The organism is Leptolyngbya sp. 7M, from assembly GCF_018128485.1.
In genome coordinates this window covers 4325244-4349977 of the sequence record NZ_CP070897.1, presented here as the reverse complement: position 1 = coordinate 4349977, position 24734 = coordinate 4325244, and the positions used below count along the sequence as shown (strand labels likewise).

Here is a 24734-nt window from a genome sequence, read left to right as displayed (position 1 = left end):
TCGAATTAGCTTGGATTAGGTTGGTTTGAGTGAATTTCAGCAGCCAACAGCGAGAAATACTCCGCCGGGGTCTGCTCATCGGGCGAGCGCATCGCATCAGTGCGCACCTCGGTGCAGAAGGTGGCCGTACTAAAGCCACCAAAGCGTTTGACCGTACTGGTGCGCAAGCGCAGGTTGGGACTAGCAAACCAAAAGCGCTCAATCGAACTCATCGTTTCATACTCAGTGGTCAAAACCAGCCCATCGGTAGCGTCCATCTGGAACTGCCCCACCACCGGCACAATCTCGGCATAGCCGCGTTCGCGCAGCAACTGCCCCGAGCGCTGGCTCGCATCCTCGGGCACCAGCGCAAACACCGTCGAGCCGGTATGATTTTCATCCTCTGAGCGGTCCCAGGCCATCGACCCGTCCCAGCGCACATACGCACCGCCAATCGCCCTCGCCGGGTCCACCTGATGCATCTGACAAATCGCCACGACCTGCGGGTCATCGGCTGCCAGCGGTTCAACGACAATCGCTGACTCGCCTGCTTCGGTGCGGCGAAAGGCGAGATGGTGGGTTGTGCGCAACGAGCGCCAATGGCCAGCACTGTGGTGAAAGAACTCAATAGCATTCATGCGGTGTGTGTGGTCTCCTTCCAACTACATAGACCTCAAATAGGAGACTGGCCCTAGAGCGGTCCACCCTCAGATCGATGATAGACCTGGATGGGTCATGCTTGACTAAAGATAGGCACGGACAGAGCACCCAGAAAATAGACACTTTGTCAAGAGTTGTGTTACGTTATTTAACAACTAGGCTAGTTAGGCCCGAAGTAGAGCAAGGAGCCAGCGCATGGAGTTACCGATTGGACTGAGTTTAGAGCAGCAGTTTAGTCTGCGCGCCTATGCCGAGCAGGTGAAGCAGCTCAATCAAGAGCAGGCGCAAGAGATGTTGCTTGAAGTATTGCGGCAACTGATGATCAAAGAAAACGTGATTCGGTCGTTGCTCAAAGACGATCTGCTCAAGCCGGTCTAGCGCTCAAGCAATCGTCACCTCTGGCGAGAGATAAACGTCTTGAATCAAGTAAAACAATTCCACCCCCTTGGCTGTCACATGACTCACTCATTGGACGGACAAAAATCGGAAGTCCCCCATGTATGAGGTTTAAGCAGCGGCAAGGACGAGAATACCGACAGAATCAGCCTGTGTGTACACCGTAGCCTTTATAAGGAGGGTTAGGGAGGATCAAGCTCTAGAGCTGAGTTTAACATTTTCAACATCGTTTACAAATAGGCTACCAAGGCATAAACTTCACTGGTATAGCCGCGTAGATGCTGCTCAACTCACTTGCCTCTAGAGAATCCGGCCCGTCGCACAACCGCATCCGCAGTCACAGCTAACACCAAAACTGCACCCTGGACGATGTTTTTCACACCCTGATCCTGGTTCAGCAAATCTAAGCCATTATCGAGGCTGCCGATCACTAGAGCACCCAGCACCACGGCCCAAACCGAGCCACGGCCTCCAAATAAGCTAACTCCACCAATCACAGCCGCCGCGATTGCATTCAGCAGCAGCGTCGAGCTGATCTGAGTAGCAACAGCTGTACTGCGAGAAGTCATCATAATGCCGGCAAAGGCAGCCAGAGTGGACGCCAAAATGAATACGGTCAGCTTCATGCGAACAACGTTAATTCCGGCCCGGCGAGCCGCTTCCGCATTGCCGCCCACCGCATACAAATGTCGGCCAAAGGGCGTTTTGCGCAACACGAGCCAGAAAATGACCACCAATCCCAAAGCAATCATTACCGCCTGCGGCACACCCTGGTAGCTATGAAATAGGAACATCAGGATCAGCACCACGACCGTTGCTGTCAGGAGTTGCAAGACTAACTGAGTCGGATGTTTGACCGGCAAGCCACTCTGAGAGCGACGCCATTGGTTATACCAGACCCCTGCGGCATAGAGCGCCAAACAAACTAGCGGAATTCCCCAACCCAGCGCTGGCGGTAGGTAGGTCGGGGCTAGGGCGCGAATCGTTGGATCTCGCACAACTAGAGTTGTCTGCGGCCCCATTACTACCAACAGCAGTCCGGCATAGGCAATTGAACCAGCCAAGGTGACAATAAACGACGGTACCCGCAACACTGCAATAAACAGGCCGTTGAGCAAGCCAATTACTGCTCCCGACAGCAGCGCCGCTAACATCGCTAGCCAGGGCTCTGAGAAGGGTAACAGCTCGATTCATCACAGCCCAGAGCAGATTTCCGGACAGCGAGATTGGATCAGCTACCGCTATTGCAGAGTGGGCAAATTCTTCATCCGGTCTTAAGAGTCTATTTGAAATTCCTGAAGGGGTTTTAAAATTCAAAAACTCTGACGAGTTTTCGCATAGGTAATAAATACGCCAATATACGCCAATAAGGTGCGGTTGCGAGACGGACTGACCGACTGCGCCATCTAACCTGCACCTTATCAAAAATTATGAACAATACTGCGCGAAAGCTAATTAGAGACCAGACTCAAATTCCCTTATGCCTTGGAGCGAAAGCGGCGCTTCTTCCGTCTTGCTAGCGCTTTGCGTTTTTCCTTTTCTAACGGCGTCTCAAAATGCCGGTTCTTCTTCATGTCAGCAAAAATATCCGCCTTGGACACCTGACGCTTAAAGCGGCGTAGAGCCGACTCGATCCCTTCGTTCTCTCCCAAAATGACTTGAGCCATGCAGAAATTCCTCATTCATAAACAGCAGCAAAAATCTAAAGCCTAAAGGAGCTTCCAACAGAGCAAGGCAGTTCCCTGATCTGCTGAAAGCTCCGAATATTTTGATTAGCCTCATGTCGGCCTAAGCTCAATAGCGGCTGTAACAGCAACTAGTAGCGACGGTCGTTCCGTCTGCGGTTGTTGCCAAAGCTACCGCCTGCCGGACGCTCTTCGCGAGGCTTCGCTTTATTGACCTTCAGGTCGCGCCCCATCCACTCTGCACCGTCAAGCGCATCAATAGCAGCTTGTTCTTCCGCATCCGATGACATCTCGACAAATCCAAAGCCGCGCATCCGGCCAGTTTCACGATCAGTTGGCAACTGCACCCGTGTCACGGTGCCGTACTCTGAGAAGACCGTATTGATATCTTCCTCAGTGACCTGGTAGGACAGGTTTCCAACGTAGATTGACATAAACCGCTCCATGTAACAGTACAGAGAATTAAATAGTCGGAGCGTTGATTGTCAACCTTGTACAAATGCAACTTAGCACCGAATATGGCATCTCGACCTTCATCCTAGCTTGAAATGAAGGGTTTGAGATCAAGAATATTGACTACACCTGCCTGTAGCAATTAGCAGAAGCAATTGGCAGAAGCAACTGGCAGAAGCAACTGGCAGTGACAATTAGCAGTAGAGCGGCAGGTGCTTTCCCTAAACCCGAGACAGAAATTTTTAAAGGTTGTTTACAATTCAGAGATAATAGAACTCAATGCAAGGTCGTCATCGAAGGCAGTCAATGATTGCAGCTAATCCTGGCGATTAGTGAATTTAATTGAGCGAGTCAGCGCAGTTTATGCCGAGATCGACGATGGTGCAGGTTGACGTTGGGGTTTGATAGCATACCTTGGGTATTGATCTTCGCAGTTACGTATATCTGGACAGCTTGCAGCCGCAGCACGCTGCCTATTTGGGAACTCAAGCACTAGGCTTTTTGCCATTGCCGGGTGACTCTTCGCTGTGGGTTGAGATTTCCCCTGGGATCGAAATCAACCGCCTGATGGACATCGCCCTCAAGGCTGCTGTGGTGCGTCCGGGGGTGCTGGTGATTGAGCGCTTGTATGGGTTGCTGGAGGTGCATTCAAGCCGGCAGAGCGACACCCAGGCTGCAGGGCAAGCCGTATTAGAGGCCATAGGAGCCGATCGCCGCGATTGTCTGAAGCCGCGCATTATTTCTAGCCAAATTATTCGCAATATTGACGCTCACCACACCCAGTTGATCAACCGCACCCGCAAAGGCAATATGTTGCTAGCGGGGCAAACGCTGTATGTGTTGGAAGTGGAACCCGCTGCCTATGCCGCCCTTGCCGCTAACGAAGCCGAAAAAGCCGCATTGATCAACATTCTGCATATTTCTGCGGTGGGCAGTTTTGGGCGACTCTACCTGGGTGGGCAAGAGCGAGACATCATTGCTGGCTCCCGGGCGGCGGTGGCGGCCATCGAAAATGTGGCCGGTCGGGCCGAACGGGCCGGCGGCAGAAACGAGTAGCTGGGATTGTGAGATTGACGTTGGAGGCGCAGCGAACAAGGAAGGCAACCGAGATGGCAAACGGAGAGCATCTGGCAGTCCTGCATTGGAGCGCCATCGATTGGGGTAAGTGGCGTTCCCACTATCCGCAGAGCGCCGAATCGTGTTGATCGCCTTCAGGTGGTGACGATGCCCGCCCCGGACAGAGACCCCCCGCTGCATATCGACTCCCAGCGAGGTTCCCATCAGCGCTTGCTCAATATCGTGGACGGCGATCGCGTTTCCGCCCAGCAGCGCCTGCACATAGCCCTCGCGGATCAGACGCGACAGGTGTTCGGCACCGCCCGTATGGATCACCACCGGTCCAGCCACCACCACCATCTTGCCGCCCCGGTCGCGGATTTGGCGCAGTTCCCAGGCGATTTGCTCAACGACTAGCTCCACGCGCCGCTCGCTGGAAACCCCCGAACCCATAAAGCTGAACTCTTTGTCGTTGGCGGTCCGCACTTCCCGCGATTCGGTCTTGCGCACAGTGCGGATGCCTTCAACCCCGACGACTACGCGGTCCCCCTGACGCAAATCTCGCAGCAGTTTGCATTCCGCCACCACGCCTTCTGGAGTTTGAGAAACCACAATTGCTCCGTCCATGCGCTGGTTCTGGACCCGCACCCACTCACAGTTGACCCGCACCTCGGTGGGGTAGATCGTGGTGACATAGAAATCATCCGGTGCCACGCCATCTTGGGTGACGGTTTCCAGCGGGTTGTCACAAACTTCTTGCGGCGGTGCTACCGCTCCCAGATCGATCAACTGCGACATGATTTTTTCCATCACGTCGTGGGACGGTGCCGTGACCCGAATTTCTGCCGAAGAGGTGCTTTGCTTTTGCTCACCCAAGTGAAAGTTCAACACCTGGAAGCTACCGCCGCCTTCACTGACCAGATCCAACGCTCGACTGATCAACCCCGAATCCAGCAAATGGCCTTGCAGTTGAATTGTGCGGCTCTCGATTGTAGCAGCAGCATGGTGTAAAGGCTGAACCGATTCGGTCACCCGCAGGGTTAAGCATTTGGCGGCTCCACCGGCTTTCAAGAATTCCGTCAGCGGCGTTTCTACGATTCGGAAACCCACCTGCTCTAGTCGCTGTTTCAGGTCATCACTGGCTTTGTTCATGATGATGACGCGATCGATGTTGACCGCATTACAAGCAAAGTTAACTGCATCAGGTTCATCAACAGCAATTCGCTTGTGCTCAGGAACACGCATTTCGATCAGGCGATTCGAGTAGGAGTCGAACGCGGGTGGGTAATAGAGCAAATAGCCGTTTGCCAGCGGGCAGAAACAGGTATCAAGGTGATAGAACCGCTCGTCCATCAACCGCAACGACAGCACTTCAATATCCAACCATTTGGCCAGATAGGGATGGGAGTCGAGTTCAGAACGAAATCCATATCCAGCCCAGAGCCAGCGGCCTTCGCGGTCGAGCAAGGCATCTCCAGCTCCTTCAAACGGTAGGTCTTTGGGCAGCGTATGGACCGTAAACCCATTCTGTTCAAACCACTGCTGGAAGAACGGTTCTTCGCCTTGACGCTCTTTGTGATAGAAGCGGCTCAAAACAACGGTGTTTTCTAGAACCAAACCAGCATTGGCCGTGAACACCATATCGGGCACACCAAGCTGCGGCTCAACCAAGTCCACGACGGCATGTTCCTTCATCACATGGAACAATTTTTGCCATTGCTCCACAGCGCGATCGCGGGACGATTTATGCACATTTCCTTCCATCCACGGATTAATCACATAATCCACGTCGTAGTAGGTGGGAGGACACATCAGAAAACGGATTGAAGCTGTACTCATAATCAATTCAGTCGTGTAATGTGGAAGCAGTCATTTGAGAAGCAATGGAACCAACTTTCAAAGGGTCGTCTTGACAGAGACTCGCAGCCAAACTCTGTTACCCGTTTCCATTCACTTGCTTGCTATTCGTTTAAGTACCTGAAATCTCGTCTACAGCCTTTTTCAGGCTAGTGAAGTACGAAAAACGGGGTGCAGGGGCACTGCCCCTGCGTGGGGGCGAAGCCCCCACACCCCCATACCTCACATGAGTGAAAAACGCTGTAAGTACTTGAATTAGGGGTTGCAAATTGGTTAAAAAAGCTGAGAAAGCCAACTATCTATCTTATTACGGTAGCGAATTTAGATTCGGATAAGATTAGCGTGACGAGTCAGGAATTCATGACGCTAATGGAACGCTGCAGCTGAACGGGAAAACGCGAGGAGTAAATGAATGAGCGTCTGGCAGGTTGATTTCGGCTTGATCATCTCTGAGGGCTGAATCGCCGCAGGTCCAATTACCAACCAACGCGTCGCGCCATTTACCGTTGTGCCAATTCCCGGAATCAGCGTCGCCAGGATCAGTCCCAGGAAAATCATGATGCCCCAGTCAGCCAAACCCAGCGCATAGCGCATCGAAGAGTGGACCAGGATGTTGAAGCAAGTCAAGCCCAGAAAAATCCAGACGAGCTGACCTTTGAAGAAATATAGGTTATCCCCCCGCTCGGCACCGGCTGCCACGTAGGACGCCGAAAACATCACCACTAACCCGACTGACAGCCACAAGAAAGTCAACCAGCGCAGGGCACGCGCCTCAAATGACCAGGTTTGAGCCGAGGGATCATAAAACGGCAACAGGAAGCGAACGATTGAAGCCATGCCGGATTGACGATAATGAGATGGAAACTAGATACAGCAACTCGCAGGATTCTAGGCTGATCAACCAAGACAATCGCCTAGTAAGACAGCCTTTTGCAGAAGATGCCTCCATAGGGTAGCTCAAGTCTAAGGATTTTGATCCAGCCCCGAATTAAAGTTATTCAAACTTACTTGTGGATTTGTCGATAGGAGTCGCCTTCTATGTCTAGAGCAACGATTATTCAACCCGATCAGTCCTACATCTTTGCCGACTACTTCAAACTCAACTTTGCTCCGCAAGATATTTTGGCCTATTTCAACGCTTCTCTCCAACGCTGCTCTCTCAAGTTGCCTCATTACTCCGGCGACCTAGATCGCCTCACCGACTTAACGGCCCGAATCGAGGAAAGCCTTCCCCGTCTGAGCCTGACTAGCGAAATGGCACGACGGGAATTCTTGATTGCACCTGTGTTGATGGATGTGCTGCACTATACTCAGGCTACTCTCAACGTGGAATATCCTGTTGCTGTTAGTAACCAACTCAAAGGCTCGTTGGATTACCTGCTCCAAACTCACCAGACATTTCTGGTAATCGAAGCGAAGAATGAAGATCTAGAACGAGGCTTTGTTCAACTCGCCATCGAACTCATTGCCCTCGATCAATGGATAGAATCTGAGCAACCCATCTTGCAAGGAGCAATTTCAACCGGAACGATCTGGCAGTTTGGTCAGTTTGATCGCCGATCTCGTGAAGTGATCCAAGACCTTGATCTCTACCGGGTTCCTGCCGACTTAGAAGCTCTGTTGCGAATTTTGATCAAAATTTTGGAACCTGACACAAAGGCTAAATGATTATGCTTTTTGCATCTCTCGCCACCATCCCTTAAATACTTTTAAAACTTTAAGAGGATGCCCGAAAAGTGCGTCAAGGCTCACCCCTCCCACTCTTCAAACACCCTCTCAAATTTCTCTCAACCTTTGAGATTTTGCTTATTAGATTTTGCTTGACGCCGTCAGTCAGAGCTGAAACTCGTCTAAATAGATCCAACTGGAAAAGAGCTAAATAGAACTACGCCAAGCCCGTATTGACGCCCGGTTTACCCGTCGCCAATTCAACCTTAACAATCTTGCCACCCATCTTCATGATGCGCTGCTGCTCCTTGAACCAGTTATCGTAAGGAACCAGTTTGGTGAAGTAGGTGTTTTGCAGTTCCCGCTGTGTGCGAATCCGGGTTTGGCTAGGAACGCAAGCCGTGATTTTGAACATTCGCATGGGGCCGTCACTCTCCTTGTAAACTGAAAAACTTCTGTTGAATTTAGACTTTTAGACGTTATCTAAAATCACTTCAGCTAATTACGCTAAGCCTGGGAATCTAGGGCCAATCTTAGACTGCCATAGCCGCCTTGAAACAGCCATCAACGATCTAACACTCACACCAGACTTCCCAGACTTCAATCAGTTTTGAGTTCTAAGTTTTGAGCTTTGAATTAGATAGAACTTTCACCATCATTCAGCGCTCAACACTCACAACTTAAGAAATTAGCTCAAGCCAGAGCAGATGTAATCGAGGTAAACGCCCATTTCTTTACCAGCATCAGCACCCACCAAGCTAGCGGTGACTTCCTTGATTGCCTGGATTGCTTGCACGGTAGCGGCAATGGGTACACCCAGCGAGTTGTAGGTTTCCTTCAAACCGTTGAGCACGCGCTCATCCAGGATGGAAGGATCGCCAGCCAGCATAGCGTAGGTGGCATAGCGGAGGTAGTAGTCGAGGTCGCGGATGCAATTTGCTTCAGGGCCACCACTGCACCCAAATCCAGCACATTGCGCGTGTAGGTATCGAAACTGCGGATGCCGCGCTCGCATAGGATTACGTTGGGATTCCCATGACTCAGAATATATTCGGCAGCCATCACGAATTCTTCGATCGTCGCCGCCAAACCGCGCTTTAACAATACGGGTTTATTAATTTCACCTAGCGCTTTCAATAAATCAAAATTTTGCATATTGCGGCTCCCCACTTGCAGCACGTCAGCATAGGTGGTAATCGCTTCAATTTGGGAAATTGCCATCACCTCGGTGATTACCGGCAGCCCCGAGCGTTCCCGCACCGCTGCTAAAATCTTCAGTCCTTCCACGCCTAGCCCCTGAAAGTCATAGGGTGAGGTCCGGGGCTTATATACCCCACCGCGTATGGCCTGCACCGGAGCCATCACCAGCCGGCTAGCAACCGCTTCCATCTGGGCTTGGCTTTCAACGGCACAGGGGCCGCCTACTATCAGGAGATCGCTGCCACCGACGCTGACCTGTTCAGAGATTTGCACAATCGTTTGGTGGTCGGGGCTGGTTTTGAGGGTGAGTTTTGCTTTCTGCATGGAAGGATCCTTGTGGTTAGTTTTGAGTTTTAAGTTTTGAGTTTTGAGTTAGGAGAGCTAATCAAAATTAAAAAACCCGGTTCCTTGCGGTTCCGGGCTGCCTGAGCATTTGCATGACCATTTCACCCGGATGTTTTCCTGGTCCAAAAAAAGTAAAAACCAAACCAATTTGCGAGTGAGTGAGTCATCGAGGTGTCCTCAGGATGGGGTCGAGTGGGTCAATTAGTGAACTAGTAAACTAAAACAGACTCATAAAACAAAAACCGCAGAGTTCGTTCTGCGGTTCACCAAGAGGTTCATAACAAACTGAACTCACCCCTGGTGAACCTCCGTAAAAAACCAAAAATAAAAGTATTGGCTGGAGTGCAGCATAAACTCTCGGATTTGCGATAGAAAATTAACTTACTGCTAACCGTAGCAAAGTCTACAGAAGTCCGTCAAGTACCCTGTTGGGGCAGGTCGGTTTGTTGCTGCCATTTTGGCAGGAGAGCAATGGGTTTGCTGACCGCGTCTGTTGTAGAGTGGGCCTATTGCCCTAAGTAATCTATAAGTCGCTGTAGAACTCGGAGAAACTTGCCATGCCGCCAGAAACAATTCGAGCCTTAGTAGACGCCTACTTTACCCAGCTTCAAGCCATGAACCCGCAAGCGTGGGCTGAGAATTTCACTGAGGATGCACTGATTTACGATCCGGTTGGCAATCCACCCAGCAAGCCGCGCGAAAACGCTGAAGAATTTTTTAGCCTGCTGACACTCGCTTTCAAAGACCTCCAGCTCTCACAGGACCATGTCTTTATCAATAGCAACCAAGCCGCCGTCAAATGGACCATGCGAGCTGAGGGCAAGAGCGGCAAGCGAGGAATAGCTGAAGGAATTAGCGTATTTGTGATGCGAGACGATAAAATTCAGCAGGTTTCATCCTATTGGGATGACAAGGCGATGATGGCGCAAATCAGAGGGTGATCGATGTGGGGTTTTGATTTGGATTCGGTTGGTTGGGCGTCAGATAGGGGCGAAGCATTTGCTGATAAATCTGTAGGCTTGCGCTCCAAATGATTGAGCAAATGCTTCGCCCTTACTTGGAGGATCTTGCTGATAAATCTGTAGGCTTGCGCTCCAAATGATTGAGCAAATGCTTCGCCCCTATCGGACGCCCTAGGTTCCTAAGAATGAGGCTCGCCGAGCACCTCAGTACCTTCGTTCAAGAACTGAGAGGCATCTTCAAAAGCTTGTCCAACGCGCTCTAGCAACTTTGCATCCGGGTCAGAGCGATTGATACTAGGCTGAGGTTTGGACGGAATTTGGGCCGGATCCCATAGTTCTCGTTGCCGCTCTGGGCTGACAAAGTCATTGACACTACCAGCAGATTTAGCCTTGTCGGGGCCAGGATAGAGCAAGCCATCGGCTCCGTTGGGTTCAGCTACGGCTACAAGCGGCGTGAGCGGCAGGCTGGATTGGTCGTTGCGGTGAGCGGCTGGGTCGGTAGACATTTTGTACTTGGTATAGCCATCGCCGCCCATTTTGTAGGGGTTGTTTTGTCCACCCATTTGAACAGCGGGATTATCAGGCTTTGCGCCCATTTCATGTGCTGCGGAGACGGAGCCACACCCGTTCGATCATCCACCTGCTCAACTTGCCAAAACTCAGCTAAATAGGGACCCAGCAGCCTGTAGAGCTGCCAGCCGGCCCACACAATTGCAGCAATCACCATCAGCCAAAATAGCCCCTCGAGTAGCCATTCTGGTAGTTGAGGGATGTCGGCGGTAGGGGCGTTGGCGTTACGCGGCAGCAGACCCTCTAACCACTCGCCCACTTGTTGAGAGAGCTGCTGAAGCTGCCAGCTTAGGCTGGTTTTTTGGAAGGTGCCAGAAGCCAAGTTGAACAAGTCCTCTATGCGATGCGCCTAGATCATGACCCAAGCCATCATCTTAAGCCATGCTGTTTTCGATCGCCCAACGCGCTAGTTCAGTGCGGTTATGCAGCCCAGTTTTGCCCAACATGTTGCTGACGTGGCTTTCAATTGTCCGTTGGCTCACGTTCAGCTCCTCAGCAATTTCCCGATTTGCCATGCCTCGTGCCACAAACTGAACGACCCGCAGCTCGGTGGGAGTTAGCTCTACATCGAAGGGCACCTGGATTTTAGGAGTCGTTTCGGTAGACTTGTCTTGCCGCTGAATTAACCGCGATGCCTGCTTGAGTGAGGACTCGACCTGAGCTACCAATTCTTCGGGTTCGAAGGGCTTCACCATGTAGACATCAGCCCCTGTATTTAATCCCTTCACCCGATCTTGACTCTGCCCTTTAGCGGATAGAAACAGAACTGGAATCCAGCTTGTGCGAGGATTTTTGCGGACATTCTCAACCAGTGAATAGCCATCCATCTGCGGCATCATCACATCGCAAATGATCATGTCTGGAGTCTCGTTGTCCAGCAACTCCAGTGCATCTTGACCATTTTCTGCGGTAATGACTTCGTACCCTCGAAACTCCAAATAATCTTTGACTAATAGAATTAAGTTCGGATCGTCATCAATCAGCAACAGCCGCTTGTGCTCTCCTACGCTAGTTTCCTTGCTCATGCTTAACTACTCGCTATGTTCAGAGTCAATAGCAAAACCTGCCAATTATGATATCCAGTAATTCTACACAACGCCGAAATCGCCGAAACGACTTTGGTTGATTGCACGGGTGGATGGCACACTATTTCAATTTTGGAAGCTAGATTTCACAAATCTGAAGAGAGAAACTACTCAATCACAAGCCGAGGCGGTCAAGACAAACCGTGAATTCACTGAACTCAGAGAACCACTCGACGCTCCGAAGTCAGAGGTAGAAACTACGAGTCTATCTACCGCGATATTGTATATTGCTTTTCCTCCAATCGGGTAGTGTTGTTAGCATGACTCAGCAGAATTTTTCCTCAGTCATACAAAATCAGCTTCCAGGCATGGCTCGATTGGCGCTTTCCTGCTGCTTTAGCTCGGCTCTACCTCGGCGGGTTGGGGCAAGGGGTGAACCAAAAACGCATAGTCCTGCACGATCTGATTTCTTAGCAAATGTTCTTGAATGATCCGTTCGATCACTTCCGGAGTGGCGCTATGGTACCAAACTCCATCCGGGTAGACGACCAAAATCGGCCCCTGCTGGCAAACTCGTAAACAGTTGGCTTTGGTGCGAAACACACAGGAAGTCCCCTCTGCCGTGGGCTGATCCAGTTTGAGCTGCTTGAGCCGCTGCTTCAGGTAGTCCCAAGCGACTAGACTATCTGTTTTGCTACAGCATTTAGGATTGGTTTGATCGGCACAGATAAAAACATGGCGCTGAATCTGGGGCAACCCCAGCGCTTTCACACAGGTATGAAGAGAGTCAGACGCGAGCAGATCGCAGTCGGGAGGCATGGACGATCCTGTAGAACTCTAGTGGATTAGTGAAGCAATTATATCGAACGGAAATGAGCAACCGCTGGAGATTCACTTGGCTGGAGCCAATCGCCAAACTCTTCTACAAACCGATTAGCTAGAATCGCGGCTCGAATTCGTTCCGTGAACCGCACCAGTTCGGTGATGTTGTGAATCGAAAGCAGGGTGTAGCCCAGAATTTCCTGAGATCTGAGCAAATGGCTGATGTAGGCGCGGCTGAAGTGGCGGCAGGTGTAGCAGGGACAATCTGCATCGAGGGGCGTAAAATCTTCCTTGAAGCGAGCGTTTTTGAGATTCCAGCGCTCTCCTCGTACTAACGCACTGCCGTGGCGGGCCAAACTCTCACAACTGGTATTTGAAACCACCGTTCCTTATGCTGAAATTCTAAGAATGTATCAGCCCTGGATTACTAAAGTAAAACGTGCAACCGAACGCCAGCAGAATCAGCCGATGAATTAGCGAACAAAACTAGCTAGCGATTGTGATCACAACTTTTCCTTGGGCGCGTCCTGTCTCACTGTAGGTATGGGCGGCTGCAGCTGCTGCTAGCGGATAGGTGCGATCGATAACACTCTGAAGTTTGCCGGTCTCAATCTGCTGTTTTAAGTAAACTTCACCCGCCACATCAAAGCCAAGCACGATCGGAAAACGATTGCCGGTGAGAATTTTCAGCATCCCTTTTCTAATTTTCCAATCAATGGGGTTGACGCTGCTAGCATAGACCTTAACCAGCATTTGATCGGGCTTAATCTGGGGCTTGTCTATATCGGCATACTGCAATACATCCGGCAAACCATAACGGTTGATGATTACAGCTTTCATGACGCACTCCTTAGGATGAAGTTTGCTTCTGCCTTTGATTCTGGCACATTTGGGGGAATCTGATGATTCGCTGACAGTTCACCTGGCTGCAATACCAGCGACTTTAATATTGGTGATTTCTATAATTTCTAACCTTAGCAGGACGTTGAGAGACAGCAAAGTTGCTAAGAGTGGAATGCTTGGGCCATGCTTAGTCAGTTCAATTGCATTATCTGCGATTGTATCAGCATTAGCTCTAGCGTTTACTGAATCGTTTATATTTCGCGTTCACTTTTCAGTTTAGGAGATGAGTTCATTTATGGTCAAAATTGGTTTTCATGCCTCCCACGAACAGTTCAAACCCAGTGAACTCCTCCAATATGTACAATTAGCAGAACAGGCAGGATTTACCCATGTCCTTTCCTCGGATCATTTTCATCCCTGGAGTGAGCAGCAGGGACAGAGTGGCTTTGCTTGGTCGTGGCTTGGTGCAGCGATGCAGGCGACTCCCAGTTTGGCCTATCGGATTGTCAATGCACCCGGCGACCGCTATCATCCTGCGATTATCGCTCAGGCTGCCGCTACCCTAGCCGAGATGTTTCCGAATCGCTTTTGGCTGACGATTGGCAGCGGTCAGGCGCTAAACGAACGGATTACCGGCAATAAATGGCTCTGTAAAGACGAACGCAATGCTCGCCTGAAGGAATGCGCTGATATTATGCGTGCTCTGTGGGCTGGAGAGACCGTCACCCAGCGGGGATTGGTTTGTGTAGAAGAGGCCAGGCTTTACACCCGCCCCCAGACGCCACCTTTGATTATTGGAGCTGCCGTAACGGCGAAAACCGCTGAATGGCTAGGAAGCTGGGCCGATGGCCTGATTACGATTTCTCGTCCACCAGAAAAGCTGAGGCCGGTTGTAGAAGCCTTTCGGCGTGGGGGAGGAGTCGGCAAGCCAATGATCTTAAAAGTACAGCTTTCCTATGACCGGGATCTGGCAAGCGCTCAACAGAAGGCACACCAGCAATGGCGCAGTAATATTTTTCCTAACCATGTTCTGACCGAGTTACGCACGCCCCAGCAATTTGACGCCCTAGGAGAATTTATTCAGCCCGATGAATTGAATAACTATGTTCGCATCTCAGCCGATATTCAGCAGCATCTCGAGTGGTTGCAGCAAGACATTGAGTTGGGATTTGATGAGTTGATTTTACACAACGTCAATCGAGAACAAGAGCAGTTTATTCGTACATTTGGTGAGAAAGTGATTCCGATGCTGGCAGCCAAGCAAGATTAGTGCCAGATTGGAGTGAAGGATACGATCAAACCAGTTGTTGCGTTGAAGAACCGATGCCTTGCTTTCAGTTGTTTTATTCTCGCCGTTCACGGATCTGCTTAAGTTCCAGCTTTCGTTGGTTTACGCTTGTAATCTCGATTATTCTTAGCGTCAGTTTGCTATTTGGTCTTTTATCGCCTGCAATCGCTCAATTTCAAAATTCATCTGCAGCTCAAACGACTAATCCAACTGCCAGTCGAATCGCCAATCAGGCAACGGTTGTTCTGGATGGTCAACCCCTGTTTCAAATCAGCAATTCTGAACAGTTCAGTGCAGAGGAACGAGCTAGATTGATCAACTTGCAGCTCAGGGAAGCCGTCCAGTCGAGCCAACCAATTCAGGTCCAGTTAGAGACGCGCAATCAGATGCCGGTGATTTTATTTCTGGTGCAGTGATCGTAGAAAATGTGTTCGCACTGCCGGGACTGGGACGATTTGCAGTTCAATCCATTCTCAATCGCGATTATCCAGTCGTGCAGTGCTATGTCTGTTTAACAGCTGTGCTATTTGTCGTCGTCAATCTCATCGTTGATTTGACCTACAGCTATTTCGATCCGCGTATTCGTTTTGGTAAACAAGAAGTTTAATCATGGCAATTCTGCAAAAGCTTTTGGATCACAAACTGGCGTGGCTAGGTCTTAGCCTGATTGCGATCGTCGTTCTCACCGCAATATTCGCCCCGCTGATCGCACCTCACGATCCCTTAGCGGTTGATTTAACACAGAAGCTTCAGCCGCCGAGTGCTGCTTTTCCGTTGGGAACCGATCATCTCGGTCGCTGTATCTTGTCACGCTTAATCTACGGCTCACGGGTGTCGCTGTCGATCTCGCTGGTGGTCATTATGTTCACCACTACTATTAGCCTGATTGTTGGCTTGATCGCGGGCTATGTGGGCGGCAAAGTGGATAGCTGGCTAATGCGGCTATGCGATGTGTTTCTCGCCTTTCCGGCGCTGATTTTGTCGCTGGCGATCGTTGGCATCTCAGGAGCCGGAGTTGGGAATTTAATCTTTGCCCTGGCAATAACCCACTGGGCAGGCTATGCCCGCATTGTTCGCAGTCGCGTCTTAAGCGTGAAGGAAAGCGATTTTATTCAAGCGGCGATTGTATCCGGCGCAAGCAGTTTGCCGATCATGCTCAGGCATATCTTGCCGTATACGATCGCGGAACTGGCTATTCTCACATCGCTCGATATTAGCCACATGATTTTGCACATTGCAGGCTTATCGTTTTTGGGATTAGGCATTCAGCCTCCTACACCAGAATGGGGAGCCATGATCAACGACGGACGTGAGTATTTCCGCCGCCAGCCAGAACTGATGCTCTACCCAGGTTTGATGATTTTTATCACGACCCTCGCGTTTAATATTGTGGGTGATGTGCTGCGGGATGTGCTTGATCCGCGTATGGAGAAGCAAGTGCGAATGGAAACATTGAAAACGAAATTACAAAATGGCTGAATCTGTCCTCACTGTTAATCAATTGCAGGTTGCATTTCCGGTGCGATCGCGTCGCAATTCTGGAACAATTCCGATCGTCCGCAATATCAGCTTTCAACTGCGATCGGGAAAAGTTTTAGGCATCATTGGCGAAAGTGGTAGTGGCAAAAGTGTTACCTGTCTATCGATTCTGGGATTACTGCAAGGGGCAACGGTTCAAGGCAGCGTCCAGCTTTTAGGGCAGGAATTAATCGGGTTAAATCCGGCTGAGTTGCGCCAGATCCGCGGAGAAAAAATCGGCATGGTTCTGCAAAATCCCGCTAGTTTCTTCAACCCGATCGCCACGATTCAACGGCAATTTATCGAAACCCTACGATCGCATCGCTCACTGTCTGATACTGCGGCTCGATCGATCGCCACTGAACATTTAGCCGCCGTTGGTTTACCTGATCCGTCGCGAGTGCTGCGTCAATTTCCATTTCAACTCAGCGGTGGCATGCTGCAACGGGTCATGATTGCGATCGCGCTTTCTTTACAACCGCAAGTGTTAATTGCCGATGAACCGACAACCGCATTGGATGTGATTACTCAAATGCAAATTCTGGGACTGATCAAACAACTGCAACAGCAAACCAATTGCGCTCTACTATTAGTCACGCACGATCTAGGCGTGATTGCTCAACTCGCCGATCGCGTGGCGGTAATGCGGAATGGTGAGTTTGTCGAACAAACCAGCGTCGAGCAGTTATTCGATCATCCTCAACATGCCTATACTCGTTCACTTCTTGCGTCTCGATTAACGCATCACTTGGGAGCAAGACGATGACATTACTATCCGTACAGCATGTTTCTAAAACCTATCAGTTACGGTTGGGCTGGAGTGGTAAAACGCAGCTTATTCCAGCATTGCAAGATGTTTCGATCGATCTTGCGTCTGGAAGTTGTTTAGGTGTGGTGGGGGAAAGCGGTGCTGGGAAAAGTACGTTAGGACGGATGGTGCTGGGTTTAGAAAAGCCCGATCGCGGCGAGATCTGGTTTCAGGGCAAGGAATTGAGCCAGCTAAAACCACAGGAACTGCGATCGCTGCGGCGCGATATGCAGGTGGTTTTTCAAGATAGCTAAGCTTGCTGCGATAAGGAGTGCCCTTGCACGAGGGCGGCAAAAATCGCGCCTTCATCGCCCGGAGTATCGGTTGAATTGAGCTGCGCATCGAGGGAGTGCCCGATCTCTTCGAGCAACACGGCTGCAACGGCTTGAGGATTGTCAATGTGGCGAGACAGAAAATCCTCAAATAGGTAAATCGTATTCGTCTCGGCTGAAAATGCCCCTTGCACAATTGTCTCGGCTGACGAAGCTGTGGGTAAGATCTCAAGACGGAGTGGCGAAGGCGTTGTCATATCAGAATTCAGCAATTGGCTCAGCGCTGCTCGTCCGGCTTCAACGTTCCCCGTTCCTCCAAACGCTTGTTGCATTTTGGTAGTGAAGGCTGGATCTGCCAGGAAAGCCTCTAACTGCTCAGCAGCGATTGTAACTGCTGCTGATAAGGTTTCCTCAGTCGAGGTGCAAGGTTTGTTGAAGGGTTGAGTGAATTTCAGGTTCAATGATTCTACGTCCGAGTAGACCAGCGGAGCGTCGAAAGGATGGCCAGTGAGAATATCTTGAGGGGAAGGGGAAGCCCGATCTGAAACTGTGCTAGACAAATCAAGGGAATTTAGCTGTGGGACAACAGAGAATGGACTCACTACACCACTTGGAACAATCGCAGAGAATAGATCTCCTACACTTAGCTGAACAGGTTGCTGTAAAGTTAGCCCAGAATTAGGTTGCAGTGGATGCTTGTTGCCCAGCAAAAGTTCAGAAGCCAGCCAATGAATTTGTGTCTCTTCCATGATGGTAGGGCTGAATCATTTGAACGTTGAATAGATTGAGATAAGCTAAGCAGGCAAAACTGAGATGCTGCTGTATATAGCACCGGCAACAACTCAAAAACTTTGCTGCGTTACTTCTCATGAGAAGTCAGCAAGATGCGACTGAGAGCAATATCACTCTCAAACTAAAGTCAGCGAAATCTGAACGCAAAGAATAATCAACCGATTAGAAGTCACACATATTGATTATTTAGTTGAAGAAGAGGCGCATAGACCAAAAACATTGCCTTGAACACAGATTGAACCCCACTCACTGGGGCCATCCTCGGCAGGAATGCTCAACTTGCCTGAGGGAAGGAGTGAGGAGCTAATGACTTTGACTCAGTGGGGTGTACCGAGCGTTAAGCATTCAAATTGAGAAGAGTTGATGCGCTTGTGGAGGCTGTAACTAGGGCAATCTGACCAGGCCGCTCAATTTGATGCTGGATGACTGAAGTTCTTAACAGTCTTAAGTTATACAACAAACTGTAAATTTAATACTGGGATTAGATGAGGCTTAGATGAAGTTTGATGAGCAGATTCTATGCTATTGCAGTAACAAACTCCATTTAATACATGGGAGCGTCTATGACCCCCTAGCACTCCTTCTTCAAGCAGCAGGCTTCTAGTCTAAACCAAGCTAACCTCCGTAGATCTTGGCACCAGTCGAGTTTGGTAAAGCTCATCCTTCTTTTATGCGATGCCTAGTTTATGCAATGCCTCTCTTTGCCTCACCTAATTCCTGCGCAAATCCTGACACTTGATAGACAAAGCTCAACGTTGCCCAGGCATTGACATCGAGCGCATAAACATCGCTGGGCACCTCGCTGATCGGCAGCAATTCACTACTGGCCTGATGCAAATCGTGCAGGATTGCCTGCACCACGTCTAGCGGGTTAAGTAGAACAGCCACTTCCTGAGCCGGTACCTTAACCGGCATGTCTGCTAACACCTGATAGGTTTGCGTGAAGGGTGCTCGGCTACAGACCAGATGGGTTTCCGCCACACCGTTAGGAGGCTGCACCAACCAGTTGGCCGCATGAGCTTGAGGCACCGTCACCGCTTCACCAGGTGCAAGTGGATTGATAGCTGCCGCCGCAGTTGGCGTGAGGTTGGGATAGAAGATCAGAGCATTACCTTTGGTATCGAGGCCCAACAGCAGAAAGTAAACCGGATGCTCGCTGTAGTTGTAAAGGCGATATTGAATCTGACTGCCGACGGATAGCGTGGGTGTCCCTTCCGCCATCAGTAGGGTTGCGACTTTGGTGGTGGGCATGGTTCGCTGGGCACGCACCGTTTCTTGCTGCAGGATTAGACGTTCCTGGGGTGCCAGAATTTCTAGCGAAGCTCGGACTCCCAAACGCGATGAGCCTTGATTTTGGGTCAGCCGCACATAGCGCAGTTTGTAACCCCACTGCTGGGCGGATTTGAGGTTGAAGGTATACTGCACCTGACTGGGAGCCGCCTGCTGCCAATCGAGTCGTTCAATCACCGGATCATCGTTCAGAAAAATCGTATCGGTTTGGGCCGTAGTATTGTGCAGGGTGAGGGCAAAACTGCGGTTGCCCTGTTGCACGGTCATAGGAACCGGAACTTGTAGCGGAAAGGCGATTTCGGTCCACTCTCCCACTGTCCCAGCGCGGATGCTGCGGATCAGGGTGCGGGGCAATGCTGCATTGGGGATGGCTTGGGTCTCACTGGCTCTGATCCAGCCGCCATAGTCGAGTCGCAGCCATTCTCCTTCTCGTCCGGTAACGCTGGCTTGGGTGCCCTTTGGTAGAGGTGTGAGGCGTGAGTAGTCGGTGCTGGGGCCGCTGCGGGCCGTACCGGAATCGGCAGTGACTTCGACCACCTCAGCTTGGGCCGGCGCAATCACACTAACGCGACCGGGGCCAGATTGACGGACTGTAGAGCCGTTGAGGGTGAGCTGAAATTCTGGTACCCCCAGATCACCAGGACTTGCAACAGCCATGCAGCCTTGGTAGGTGGTAATCGGTGACGGAGCCGGCTGATTGCTAAAGGTTAAAACTGCAGAATTGGGCGGCAAATTGACTGAACTGGGTTGGGGCAGTAGCGCGATGGTTTGGTTGCTCAAACTGACGCTGACCGTGGCCGGAGCCGGAGCAATGGCGCTGAAACAAATCGGCTCATTCGGTAAACGGGCTATATCGACTGCCGGGACAAGCGACCCTTCGGCAAAACCAGTTCCCAGCGGCAGTGTTGGGTTGGGGTCGGTGCGAGTTACTCGCAGAACGAGTTCCTGATCTTGATAGCGCAAGGTGAAAGTATTCTCGCCAAGCTGGAGCGGGAAGCTAGGCGCAAAGTGTCCAGCCGTGCTGCGCTCAATGGGCTGACCATTGACGGTGACTTCTCCCGCAGGCGGAGCCGTGCCAATCAGAAAAATTTGGGCAGCGGTGGTTTCATGGCCATCGGATGGATACACCACTGACAGCGGTTGTTCGGCCCAGACGACGGCAGCAAGTCCCATGTTCATCACCATACCGGCGCTGACTCCAACCATCCCCATGATGTACTTCATATCTCGCTCACTTTTTCTGATCAACAGCCTCTGTTTTGATCAACAACCTCTGATCGCTGACTTCGAACTAGCCATTGGAGTGCCTCTGAGATTATGCACCAGGGATTATGCACCAGACTAGGACCCCAGCATATAGCAATCCGATAGCTGTTGTAGAAATGCATGGCCCACTGATCCTTCTGGGTTGGCCCTTCGCCCTACAGCTCCCCTCTAGACCGCCGCGCCTACTGGGCAAGATATCCACAGAAACCAGCTAGAGTCATGCGAGCCAGATCAACCCACTTCCTACCTTTTAGCTTCTGATTCCTTTACCCCAACTGCCCCTTGCCTCAAGTTTTTAATCCGGACTCTAGTGACATCTTGCTAAACTGACTAGAATTATGAGTAGAGTAAGTACATATACACAGTTTGGTAGTCCGACGGGAAAGTATATATGACTGGTGGTGAGTCTCAGACCTCTGGCTCTCTCTCAGAGAGAGAATTGCAAATCGTGGAACTGGTGGCTGCTGGCTTAACCAACCAGGAAATTGCCGAGAAGTTGGAAATCAGCAAGCGGACCGTTGATAACCATATCAGCAATATCTTGACCAAAACGGCGACCGGCAATCGGGTGGCGCTAGTGCGATGGGCGTTGCAGTGGGGCAAAGTGTGTATTGACGAAGTGAACTGCTGTACATTACCCATCTCTAAAGATGCTCTAGAACCAGTGCCGTTGCCAGAAGAAAGCGATTCGCTGTTGGAATAGCTGGATTTTGGGTTAACTAGGCTCTGTTTGAAACCCCTTTGACTTCCACTAGCTTCCCTTATCGATATCAAAAGAGGAATCCCATAGCCTATGGCATTCCAAAACGTCAAAGCCTGGGCATAGCCCAATTGAATAGTCCAATTAAATTGGTAATCCGCTCAGCTTTACGACCAGACATTGGCTGAGTTGCTGTGCTGGGCTGCCTCACATTGGATATCCTAAGCCTGATATCTTAATAGATTATGGATAAACAGATTACCTCTTCTGAGTCAGCCGAATTTCAGCAGCCGGCTCAAAGTAGCCCGTAAAGCTGACGGTTCCCTCTCCATCCGAACCAACGGACTGGTACAGGTCAAACTCCTGCTGGACTGTCGAGCGGAGCACCTCTGGCGAACGGGCTGTCAAGACCAACTGGCGAAATCGAACCAAACTCCGACGCACTCGCTCCAAGCTAAAGTCAGAAATTGGATAGGCTTGATAGACGGCAACCGCTTCTGGCGTTTGCAAATAGTCAAGCGAGTAGTCGATAGCGGTGACCAAGGCCGCTCGATCGCTGGACCGACTCCAGAGCCGATCGTCTAAACCTAGCTCAGATGACACCTCTGCACTCCATTCCACCCGCTGGAGGGGTAGCCTGGCCTGCTCTTGGTTCGTCTGAATCGGAGGAGCGGAGTCTGGACTCGTTACACCTTGACTAATCTGAATTGGCCCCTGGGCTGGCATAGGCGAGAGCATTGTGCCCAAACTGATAGCAAGCCAGACAAACGGTTTCATTGCGATGTAAAAACTCAACCTCAAAAATCTCGATCCACGCTGCCGTAGAAGACTGGCTCTACTCGCAAGGCCACTACCTGCGACGGACGCAGCACCATATACTCGCCCTGCATTGTTTTCAGCGGCACGTTAATGAAATCATCGGAACCAGATTTGGGCACCAGTTCGCCGCTATACCACTTTTGAAAATCTTGGATAGTCGAGAAGCGGACTTCTTCGCGGTGCCCCCCTTCCAGCAGGATGTGAACGGCATATTCACTCGGAGTTCTGGGCATAGGATCATCCTCAACGCCTTAACAACAATACCCTACGTTAGCCCGAGGGAAAATGGCTATTCACCTAGTCGAGCAACGGGGTCAACATTCCCTGTCAATATTCCCCGATCGGAAAGCAGTTCAACAGCACCACCCCAAACCTACAGCAATCACAGCAGCAAAATCACAGCCACAAAAAAGGTGGGTTGCGACCCACCTACGGAAACCAATCAGATGATTTAATCGATCACTTTACTACACTGCCGCAAAAAATTCCTTCGATTTAACCGGATCAGGATTCATCGTGGCATCACCGGGCTTCCAGTTTGCAGGGCAAACTTCATCGGGGTGAGACTGTACATACTGAATCGCTTGCAGCGTCCGCAACGTTTCATCCACGCTACGACCGAAGGCCAGGTTGTTGATCGTGGAGTGCTGAATCACACCATCTTTGTCGATGATGAACAGACCACGCAGAGCAATACCGGCTTCTGGATCGAGCACATTGTAAGCTGCGCTGATTTCTTTCTTGATATCTGATACTAGCGGATACGCCAAATCGCCAACCCCACCCGACTTCCGATCGGTTTGCGTCCAAGCCAAGTGAGAGAATTCGCTGTCTACCGATACACCTAAAATTTCTGTGTTGATGGCTTTGAACTCGTCGTAGCGATCGCTAAATGCGGTAATCTCAGTAGGGCAAACAAAGGTGAAATCTAGCGGGTAGAAGAACAGAACAACGTACTTGCCGCGATAGTCTGATAGCTTAATTGTTTTGAATTCCTGATCGTATACAGCAGTGGCCGTGAAGTCAGGTGCAGATTGACCAACCCGGAGACATCCTTCGGAACTGTAGGTCAGGGTCATGAATGAATCTCCTTAACTAACTACGTCTACTTTCAATAAAGTATTGCCCTTAACTAGCCGACTAAGCTTCAGCCGCCAGCAGAGCATATGCTTGAAGAACTGTAACAACTATATCATAGTCATAACGATTTTGAGTAGAGGCAGGCAATCTCAGTACTGAGTATTGCTTCCCTGTTGCCTAAAACCGTAGGTTTGCCAATAATTAAGTCTGACTGGTAAACCAAACAGCCATTCAACGTAGGGGGCATGGATAATTTAGATACCAGAGAATGGCTGCTAACGAATGGATTGGGAAGTTTTGCTAGCGGCACCATTTGCGATGCCCATACTCGCACCTACCACGGTTGGCTGAGCGCAGCTCTTGATCCGCCCGGTCAACGAACCTTGCTGCTGTCGCGTATTGATGCCAGCCTGGAGCTAGCTGGCCAATTGGTAGAGCTAGGCGTTAATTTCTGGAAAAGTGGAGCGGTTGCGCCGCTTGGATATCGTCTATTGCAAGGGTTTGAGGTCGATCCGGTGCCGACTTGGACCTGGAGCCGATCTCACTGGCAGTTGACTCGGCGGTTGTTGATGCGTCAGAGAATTGAAGCAACAACCTGGTAAAGACATCTGGTTGTGTGGGGCGGCAGTTTAGCCACAGTGCTATTTCCAGAGATCAACGAGATGATTCTGAAAGTCCATCCGATTCTACTCGGTTGCGGCATTCCCCTGCTTGCAGGTGCTGTTCCGCAGGTTTCCCTGAGCCTGACGAACAGCAAGATTTATCGCAACGGATTCATGTTGCTGCACTATCAGGTGAAACATTGAGAAGAAATGGAGAAATAGTTATCTATGGAAATTACCGCTTCAGCAATCTCGCTCAACGTTGATGATGTCACCGCGTCGGCTGAGTTCGTTAAGCAACACTTTGGCTTCAAGGAAGATATGTCAGCCGAGGGCTTTGTATCACTCTCTCGGCCCGATGCAGGATTTAATTTAATCTTTCTACAAACTGGGCTGAAAAGCTTTAAGCCAGTCCATCTACGCAGTCATCGGGCGGATGGCTTGCTCGTTGTCTTTGTTGTGAATGACATCGATCGCGAATACAGCCGATTACAGTCCGAAGGAGTCACAATTACAACTCCGATTGAAACAGAACCCTGGGGCGAACGATTCTTTCAAGTGACTGATCCAAATGGGGTTGTGTTGCAACTGGTTCAATGGATGACCGATCAAGCTGCATCGTGATCTACATTTTTGGAAAGCGATCGCAAAATTTTGACAGTAACGCAAGAATTGCACAACCGAAACTAAGCTAGTTGCCTAAACTGGGGTAATACAAAATTGACTACTGAGTTAGGACGTTGATCCAACTCAGAAAATAATTGTTGTTTGGAGGGCG

At 50.5% G+C, this 24734-nt stretch carries 30 protein-coding genes and 2 pseudogenes; 13 read left to right on the top strand and 19 right to left on the bottom strand.

Going from position 1 to position 24734, the window contains the following annotated elements; translation table 11 throughout:
- Positions 1–5: 5 nt before the first annotated feature.
- Positions 6–617, bottom strand: a complete 612-nt coding sequence (locus JVX88_RS22285; protein ID WP_211620345.1) for a phycobiliprotein lyase — start codon at positions 615–617, stop codon at positions 6–8.
- A gap of 217 nt (positions 618–834) precedes the next feature.
- On the opposite strand from JVX88_RS22285, the gene JVX88_RS22280 reads away from it, so the two are divergent.
- On the top strand, positions 835–1017 hold the full coding sequence (locus JVX88_RS22280; RefSeq protein ID WP_211620344.1) for an NblA/ycf18 family protein: 183 nt from the start codon (positions 835–837) through the stop codon (positions 1015–1017).
- A gap of 308 nt (positions 1018–1325) precedes the next feature.
- Here JVX88_RS22280 and JVX88_RS22275 read toward each other — a convergent pair whose 3' ends face one another.
- From JVX88_RS22275 to JVX88_RS22250, 5 genes are all read right to left on the bottom strand, one after another.
- The gene (locus tag JVX88_RS22275) at positions 1326–2189 is read right to left on the bottom strand and encodes a sugar ABC transporter permease (protein ID WP_211620342.1); all 864 of its coding nucleotides are present in this window, start codon (positions 2187–2189) and stop codon (positions 1326–1328) included.
- A gap of 324 nt (positions 2190–2513) precedes the next feature.
- A complete protein-coding gene (gene rpsU, locus JVX88_RS22270; RefSeq protein WP_035996349.1) occupies positions 2514–2702 on the bottom strand; it encodes a 30S ribosomal protein S21 in 189 nt (62 codons plus the stop codon).
- Between the two features lie 149 nt (positions 2703–2851).
- Complete coding sequence (locus JVX88_RS22265; RefSeq protein ID WP_035996351.1) at positions 2852–3154, bottom strand: RNA recognition motif domain-containing protein; 303 nt, start codon at positions 3152–3154, stop codon at positions 2852–2854.
- An 835-nt stretch (positions 3155–3989) separates the two neighbouring features.
- Positions 3990–6068: a fused N-dimethylarginine dimethylaminohydrolase/saccharopine dehydrogenase domain-containing protein gene (locus tag JVX88_RS22255; protein ID WP_317134409.1), complete on the bottom strand. Its 2079-nt coding sequence runs from the start codon at positions 6066–6068 to the stop codon at positions 3990–3992.
- 384 nt (positions 6069–6452) lie between these two features.
- Positions 6453–6923, bottom strand: a complete 471-nt coding sequence (locus tag JVX88_RS22250; protein ID WP_211620338.1) for an FtsW/RodA/SpoVE family cell cycle protein — start codon at positions 6921–6923, stop codon at positions 6453–6455.
- A gap of 201 nt (positions 6924–7124) precedes the next feature.
- Here JVX88_RS22250 and JVX88_RS22245 point away from each other — a divergent pair, with 201 nt between their 5' ends.
- The gene (locus tag JVX88_RS22245; RefSeq protein ID WP_211620336.1) at positions 7125–7754 is read left to right on the top strand and encodes a hypothetical protein; all 630 of its coding nucleotides are present in this window, start codon (positions 7125–7127) and stop codon (positions 7752–7754) included.
- Between the two features lie 217 nt (positions 7755–7971).
- Here JVX88_RS22245 and JVX88_RS22240 read toward each other — a convergent pair whose 3' ends face one another.
- The 3 genes and pseudogenes from JVX88_RS22240 to JVX88_RS22230 form a co-directional block, all read right to left on the bottom strand.
- Positions 7972–8175, bottom strand: a complete 204-nt coding sequence (locus JVX88_RS22240; protein ID WP_036003986.1) for a phycobilisome linker polypeptide — start codon at positions 8173–8175, stop codon at positions 7972–7974.
- A gap of 267 nt (positions 8176–8442) precedes the next feature.
- Positions 8443–8694, bottom strand: a pseudogene (locus tag JVX88_RS22235) (allophycocyanin subunit beta); the annotation flags it as partial.
- The gene (locus tag JVX88_RS22230; RefSeq protein ID WP_211620334.1) at positions 8592–9278 is read right to left on the bottom strand and encodes an N-acetylneuraminate synthase family protein; all 687 of its coding nucleotides are present in this window, start codon (positions 9276–9278) and stop codon (positions 8592–8594) included. The gene JVX88_RS22230 and the pseudogene JVX88_RS22235, both read right to left, overlap by 103 nt.
- Positions 9279–9856: 578 nt before the next feature.
- Here JVX88_RS22230 and JVX88_RS22225 point away from each other — a divergent pair.
- Positions 9857–10240, top strand: a complete 384-nt coding sequence (locus JVX88_RS22225) for a nuclear transport factor 2 family protein (RefSeq protein ID WP_211620332.1) — start codon at positions 9857–9859, stop codon at positions 10238–10240.
- Between the two features lie 200 nt (positions 10241–10440).
- On the opposite strand, the pseudogene JVX88_RS22220 reads toward JVX88_RS22225, so the two are convergent.
- The 5 genes and pseudogenes from JVX88_RS22220 to JVX88_RS43195 form a co-directional block, all read right to left on the bottom strand.
- Positions 10441–10863, bottom strand: a pseudogene (locus JVX88_RS22220) (DUF6658 family protein); the annotation flags it as partial.
- A 342-nt stretch (positions 10864–11205) separates the two neighbouring features.
- Positions 11206–11856: a response regulator transcription factor gene (locus JVX88_RS22215; RefSeq protein ID WP_035997335.1), complete on the bottom strand. Its 651-nt coding sequence runs from the start codon at positions 11854–11856 to the stop codon at positions 11206–11208.
- Between the two features lie 396 nt (positions 11857–12252).
- A complete protein-coding gene (locus JVX88_RS22210) occupies positions 12253–12675 on the bottom strand; it encodes a (2Fe-2S) ferredoxin domain-containing protein (RefSeq protein ID WP_211620328.1) in 423 nt (140 codons plus the stop codon).
- 38 nt (positions 12676–12713) lie between these two features.
- Positions 12714–13061 (bottom strand): tRNA-guanine transglycosylase, encoded by a 348-nt coding sequence (locus tag JVX88_RS22205; protein WP_211620326.1) that lies wholly within the window; start codon positions 13059–13061, stop codon positions 12714–12716.
- 103 nt (positions 13062–13164) lie between these two features.
- Positions 13165–13518 (bottom strand): zinc-binding dehydrogenase, encoded by a 354-nt coding sequence (locus tag JVX88_RS43195; protein WP_211620324.1) that lies wholly within the window; start codon positions 13516–13518, stop codon positions 13165–13167.
- Positions 13519–13816: 298 nt separating this feature from the next.
- On the opposite strand from JVX88_RS43195, the gene JVX88_RS22195 reads away from it, so the two are divergent.
- Genes JVX88_RS22195 through JVX88_RS22170 form a run of 6 tightly spaced genes read left to right on the top strand, consistent with a single transcriptional unit; the run spans position 13817 to position 17389 of the window.
- Positions 13817–14791 carry a TIGR03885 family FMN-dependent LLM class oxidoreductase gene (locus JVX88_RS22195; RefSeq protein ID WP_211620322.1) on the top strand — a complete coding sequence of 325 codons (975 nt, stop codon included), beginning with the start codon at positions 13817–13819 and terminating at the stop codon, positions 14789–14791.
- Between the two features lie 53 nt (positions 14792–14844).
- Entirely contained in the window at positions 14845–15225 is a 381-nt protein-coding gene (locus tag JVX88_RS22190; protein WP_211620320.1) for a hypothetical protein, read from the top strand.
- Positions 15222–15416 carry an ABC transporter permease subunit gene (locus JVX88_RS22185; RefSeq protein ID WP_211620318.1) on the top strand — a complete coding sequence of 65 codons (195 nt, stop codon included), beginning with the start codon at positions 15222–15224 and terminating at the stop codon, positions 15414–15416. The genes JVX88_RS22190 and JVX88_RS22185 overlap by 4 nt, the downstream gene beginning before the upstream one ends.
- A 2-nt stretch (positions 15417–15418) precedes the next feature.
- Positions 15419–16288: a nickel ABC transporter permease subunit NikC gene (gene nikC / locus JVX88_RS22180; RefSeq protein WP_211620316.1), complete on the top strand. Its 870-nt coding sequence runs from the start codon at positions 15419–15421 to the stop codon at positions 16286–16288.
- Positions 16281–17093: an ABC transporter ATP-binding protein gene (locus JVX88_RS22175; protein ID WP_211620314.1), complete on the top strand. Its 813-nt coding sequence runs from the start codon at positions 16281–16283 to the stop codon at positions 17091–17093. Before nikC ends, JVX88_RS22175 begins: the two co-directional genes overlap by 8 nt.
- The gene (locus JVX88_RS22170) at positions 17090–17389 is read left to right on the top strand and encodes an ATP-binding cassette domain-containing protein (protein WP_211620312.1); all 300 of its coding nucleotides are present in this window, start codon (positions 17090–17092) and stop codon (positions 17387–17389) included. Before JVX88_RS22175 ends, JVX88_RS22170 begins: the two co-directional genes overlap by 4 nt.
- On the opposite strand, the gene JVX88_RS22165 is transcribed toward JVX88_RS22170, so the two are convergent.
- Positions 17386–18156 (bottom strand): hypothetical protein, encoded by a 771-nt coding sequence (locus JVX88_RS22165; protein WP_211620310.1) that lies wholly within the window; start codon positions 18154–18156, stop codon positions 17386–17388. The two genes, JVX88_RS22170 and JVX88_RS22165, sit on opposite strands and share 4 nt — an antisense overlap.
- A 727-nt stretch (positions 18157–18883) precedes the next feature.
- Positions 18884–20713, bottom strand: coding sequence for an SH3 domain-containing protein (locus JVX88_RS22160; protein WP_211620309.1), 1830 nt, complete (start codon positions 20711–20713; stop codon positions 18884–18886).
- A gap of 433 nt (positions 20714–21146) precedes the next feature.
- Here JVX88_RS22160 and JVX88_RS22155 point away from each other — a divergent pair, with 433 nt between their 5' ends.
- The gene (locus JVX88_RS22155; protein ID WP_211620307.1) at positions 21147–21458 is read left to right on the top strand and encodes a helix-turn-helix domain-containing protein; all 312 of its coding nucleotides are present in this window, start codon (positions 21147–21149) and stop codon (positions 21456–21458) included.
- Between the two features lie 255 nt (positions 21459–21713).
- On the opposite strand, the gene JVX88_RS22150 is transcribed toward JVX88_RS22155, so the two are convergent.
- The 3 genes from JVX88_RS22150 to JVX88_RS22140 all read right to left on the bottom strand — a co-directional run bounded on the left by JVX88_RS22150 (position 21714) and on the right by JVX88_RS22140 (position 23353).
- Positions 21714–22232: an MltA domain-containing protein gene (locus tag JVX88_RS22150; RefSeq protein ID WP_225931138.1), complete on the bottom strand. Its 519-nt coding sequence runs from the start codon at positions 22230–22232 to the stop codon at positions 21714–21716.
- A 20-nt stretch (positions 22233–22252) separates the two neighbouring features.
- On the bottom strand, positions 22253–22507 hold the full coding sequence (locus tag JVX88_RS22145; RefSeq protein ID WP_036001410.1) for a hypothetical protein: 255 nt from the start codon (positions 22505–22507) through the stop codon (positions 22253–22255).
- Between the two features lie 234 nt (positions 22508–22741).
- Complete coding sequence (locus JVX88_RS22140; protein ID WP_036001408.1) at positions 22742–23353, bottom strand: peroxiredoxin; 612 nt, start codon at positions 23351–23353, stop codon at positions 22742–22744.
- Between the two features lie 246 nt (positions 23354–23599).
- Here JVX88_RS22140 and JVX88_RS22135 point away from each other — a divergent pair, with 246 nt between their 5' ends.
- The 3 genes from JVX88_RS22135 to JVX88_RS22125 are packed head-to-tail and all read left to right on the top strand — an operon-like array spanning position 23600 to position 24580.
- A complete protein-coding gene (locus JVX88_RS22135) occupies positions 23600–23956 on the top strand; it encodes a glycogen debranching enzyme N-terminal domain-containing protein (RefSeq protein WP_211620305.1) in 357 nt (118 codons plus the stop codon).
- A gap of 60 nt (positions 23957–24016) precedes the next feature.
- Positions 24017–24160 carry a hypothetical protein gene (locus tag JVX88_RS22130; protein ID WP_211620303.1) on the top strand — a complete coding sequence of 48 codons (144 nt, stop codon included), beginning with the start codon at positions 24017–24019 and terminating at the stop codon, positions 24158–24160.
- 24 nt (positions 24161–24184) lie between these two features.
- Positions 24185–24580, top strand: a complete 396-nt coding sequence (locus JVX88_RS22125) for a VOC family protein (protein WP_211620301.1) — start codon at positions 24185–24187, stop codon at positions 24578–24580.
- Positions 24581–24734: the final 154 nt, after the last annotated feature.

Excerpts from the sequence above, each read along its gene's own strand:
- JVX88_RS22285 (WP_211620345.1), bottom strand. The coding sequence starts at position 617 with ATGAATGCTATTGAGTTCTTTCACCACAGTGCTGGCCATTGGCGCTCG.
- JVX88_RS22280 (WP_211620344.1), top strand. The coding sequence starts at position 835 with ATGGAGTTACCGATTGGACTGAGTTTAGAGCAGCAGTTTAGTCTGCGC.
- JVX88_RS22275 (WP_211620342.1), bottom strand. The coding sequence starts at position 2,189 with ATGTTAGCGGCGCTGCTGTCGGGAGCAGTAATTGGCTTGCTCAACGGC.
- rpsU (WP_035996349.1), bottom strand. The coding sequence starts at position 2,702 with ATGGCTCAAGTCATTTTGGGAGAGAACGAAGGGATCGAGTCGGCTCTA.
- JVX88_RS22265 (WP_035996351.1), bottom strand. The coding sequence starts at position 3,154 with ATGTCAATCTACGTTGGAAACCTGTCCTACCAGGTCACTGAGGAAGAT.
- JVX88_RS22255 (WP_317134409.1), bottom strand. The coding sequence starts at position 6,068 with ATGAGTACAGCTTCAATCCGTTTTCTGATGTGTCCTCCCACCTACTAC.
- JVX88_RS22250 (WP_211620338.1), bottom strand. The coding sequence starts at position 6,923 with ATGGCTTCAATCGTTCGCTTCCTGTTGCCGTTTTATGATCCCTCGGCT.
- JVX88_RS22245 (WP_211620336.1), top strand. The coding sequence starts at position 7,125 with ATGTCTAGAGCAACGATTATTCAACCCGATCAGTCCTACATCTTTGCC.
- JVX88_RS22240 (WP_036003986.1), bottom strand. The coding sequence starts at position 8,175 with ATGCGAATGTTCAAAATCACGGCTTGCGTTCCTAGCCAAACCCGGATT.
- JVX88_RS22230 (WP_211620334.1), bottom strand. The coding sequence starts at position 9,278 with ATGCAGAAAGCAAAACTCACCCTCAAAACCAGCCCCGACCACCAAACG.
- JVX88_RS22225 (WP_211620332.1), top strand. The coding sequence starts at position 9,857 with ATGCCGCCAGAAACAATTCGAGCCTTAGTAGACGCCTACTTTACCCAG.
- JVX88_RS22215 (WP_035997335.1), bottom strand. The coding sequence starts at position 11,856 with ATGAGCAAGGAAACTAGCGTAGGAGAGCACAAGCGGCTGTTGCTGATT.
- JVX88_RS22210 (WP_211620328.1), bottom strand. The coding sequence starts at position 12,675 with ATGCCTCCCGACTGCGATCTGCTCGCGTCTGACTCTCTTCATACCTGT.
- JVX88_RS43195 (WP_211620324.1), bottom strand. The coding sequence starts at position 13,518 with ATGAAAGCTGTAATCATCAACCGTTATGGTTTGCCGGATGTATTGCAG.
- JVX88_RS22195 (WP_211620322.1), top strand. The coding sequence starts at position 13,817 with ATGGTCAAAATTGGTTTTCATGCCTCCCACGAACAGTTCAAACCCAGT.
- JVX88_RS22190 (WP_211620320.1), top strand. The coding sequence starts at position 14,845 with ATGCCTTGCTTTCAGTTGTTTTATTCTCGCCGTTCACGGATCTGCTTA.
- nikC (WP_211620316.1), top strand. The coding sequence starts at position 15,419 with ATGGCAATTCTGCAAAAGCTTTTGGATCACAAACTGGCGTGGCTAGGT.
- JVX88_RS22175 (WP_211620314.1), top strand. The coding sequence starts at position 16,281 with ATGGCTGAATCTGTCCTCACTGTTAATCAATTGCAGGTTGCATTTCCG.
- JVX88_RS22170 (WP_211620312.1), top strand. The coding sequence starts at position 17,090 with ATGACATTACTATCCGTACAGCATGTTTCTAAAACCTATCAGTTACGG.
- JVX88_RS22165 (WP_211620310.1), bottom strand. The coding sequence starts at position 18,156 with ATGGAAGAGACACAAATTCATTGGCTGGCTTCTGAACTTTTGCTGGGC.
- JVX88_RS22160 (WP_211620309.1), bottom strand. The coding sequence starts at position 20,713 with ATGAAGTACATCATGGGGATGGTTGGAGTCAGCGCCGGTATGGTGATG.
- JVX88_RS22155 (WP_211620307.1), top strand. The coding sequence starts at position 21,147 with ATGACTGGTGGTGAGTCTCAGACCTCTGGCTCTCTCTCAGAGAGAGAA.
- JVX88_RS22150 (WP_225931138.1), bottom strand. The coding sequence starts at position 22,232 with ATGAAACCGTTTGTCTGGCTTGCTATCAGTTTGGGCACAATGCTCTCG.
- JVX88_RS22145 (WP_036001410.1), bottom strand. The coding sequence starts at position 22,507 with ATGCCCAGAACTCCGAGTGAATATGCCGTTCACATCCTGCTGGAAGGG.
- JVX88_RS22140 (WP_036001408.1), bottom strand. The coding sequence starts at position 23,353 with ATGACCCTGACCTACAGTTCCGAAGGATGTCTCCGGGTTGGTCAATCT.
- JVX88_RS22135 (WP_211620305.1), top strand. The coding sequence starts at position 23,600 with ATGGATAATTTAGATACCAGAGAATGGCTGCTAACGAATGGATTGGGA.
- JVX88_RS22130 (WP_211620303.1), top strand. The coding sequence starts at position 24,017 with ATGATTCTGAAAGTCCATCCGATTCTACTCGGTTGCGGCATTCCCCTG.
- JVX88_RS22125 (WP_211620301.1), top strand. The coding sequence starts at position 24,185 with ATGGAAATTACCGCTTCAGCAATCTCGCTCAACGTTGATGATGTCACC.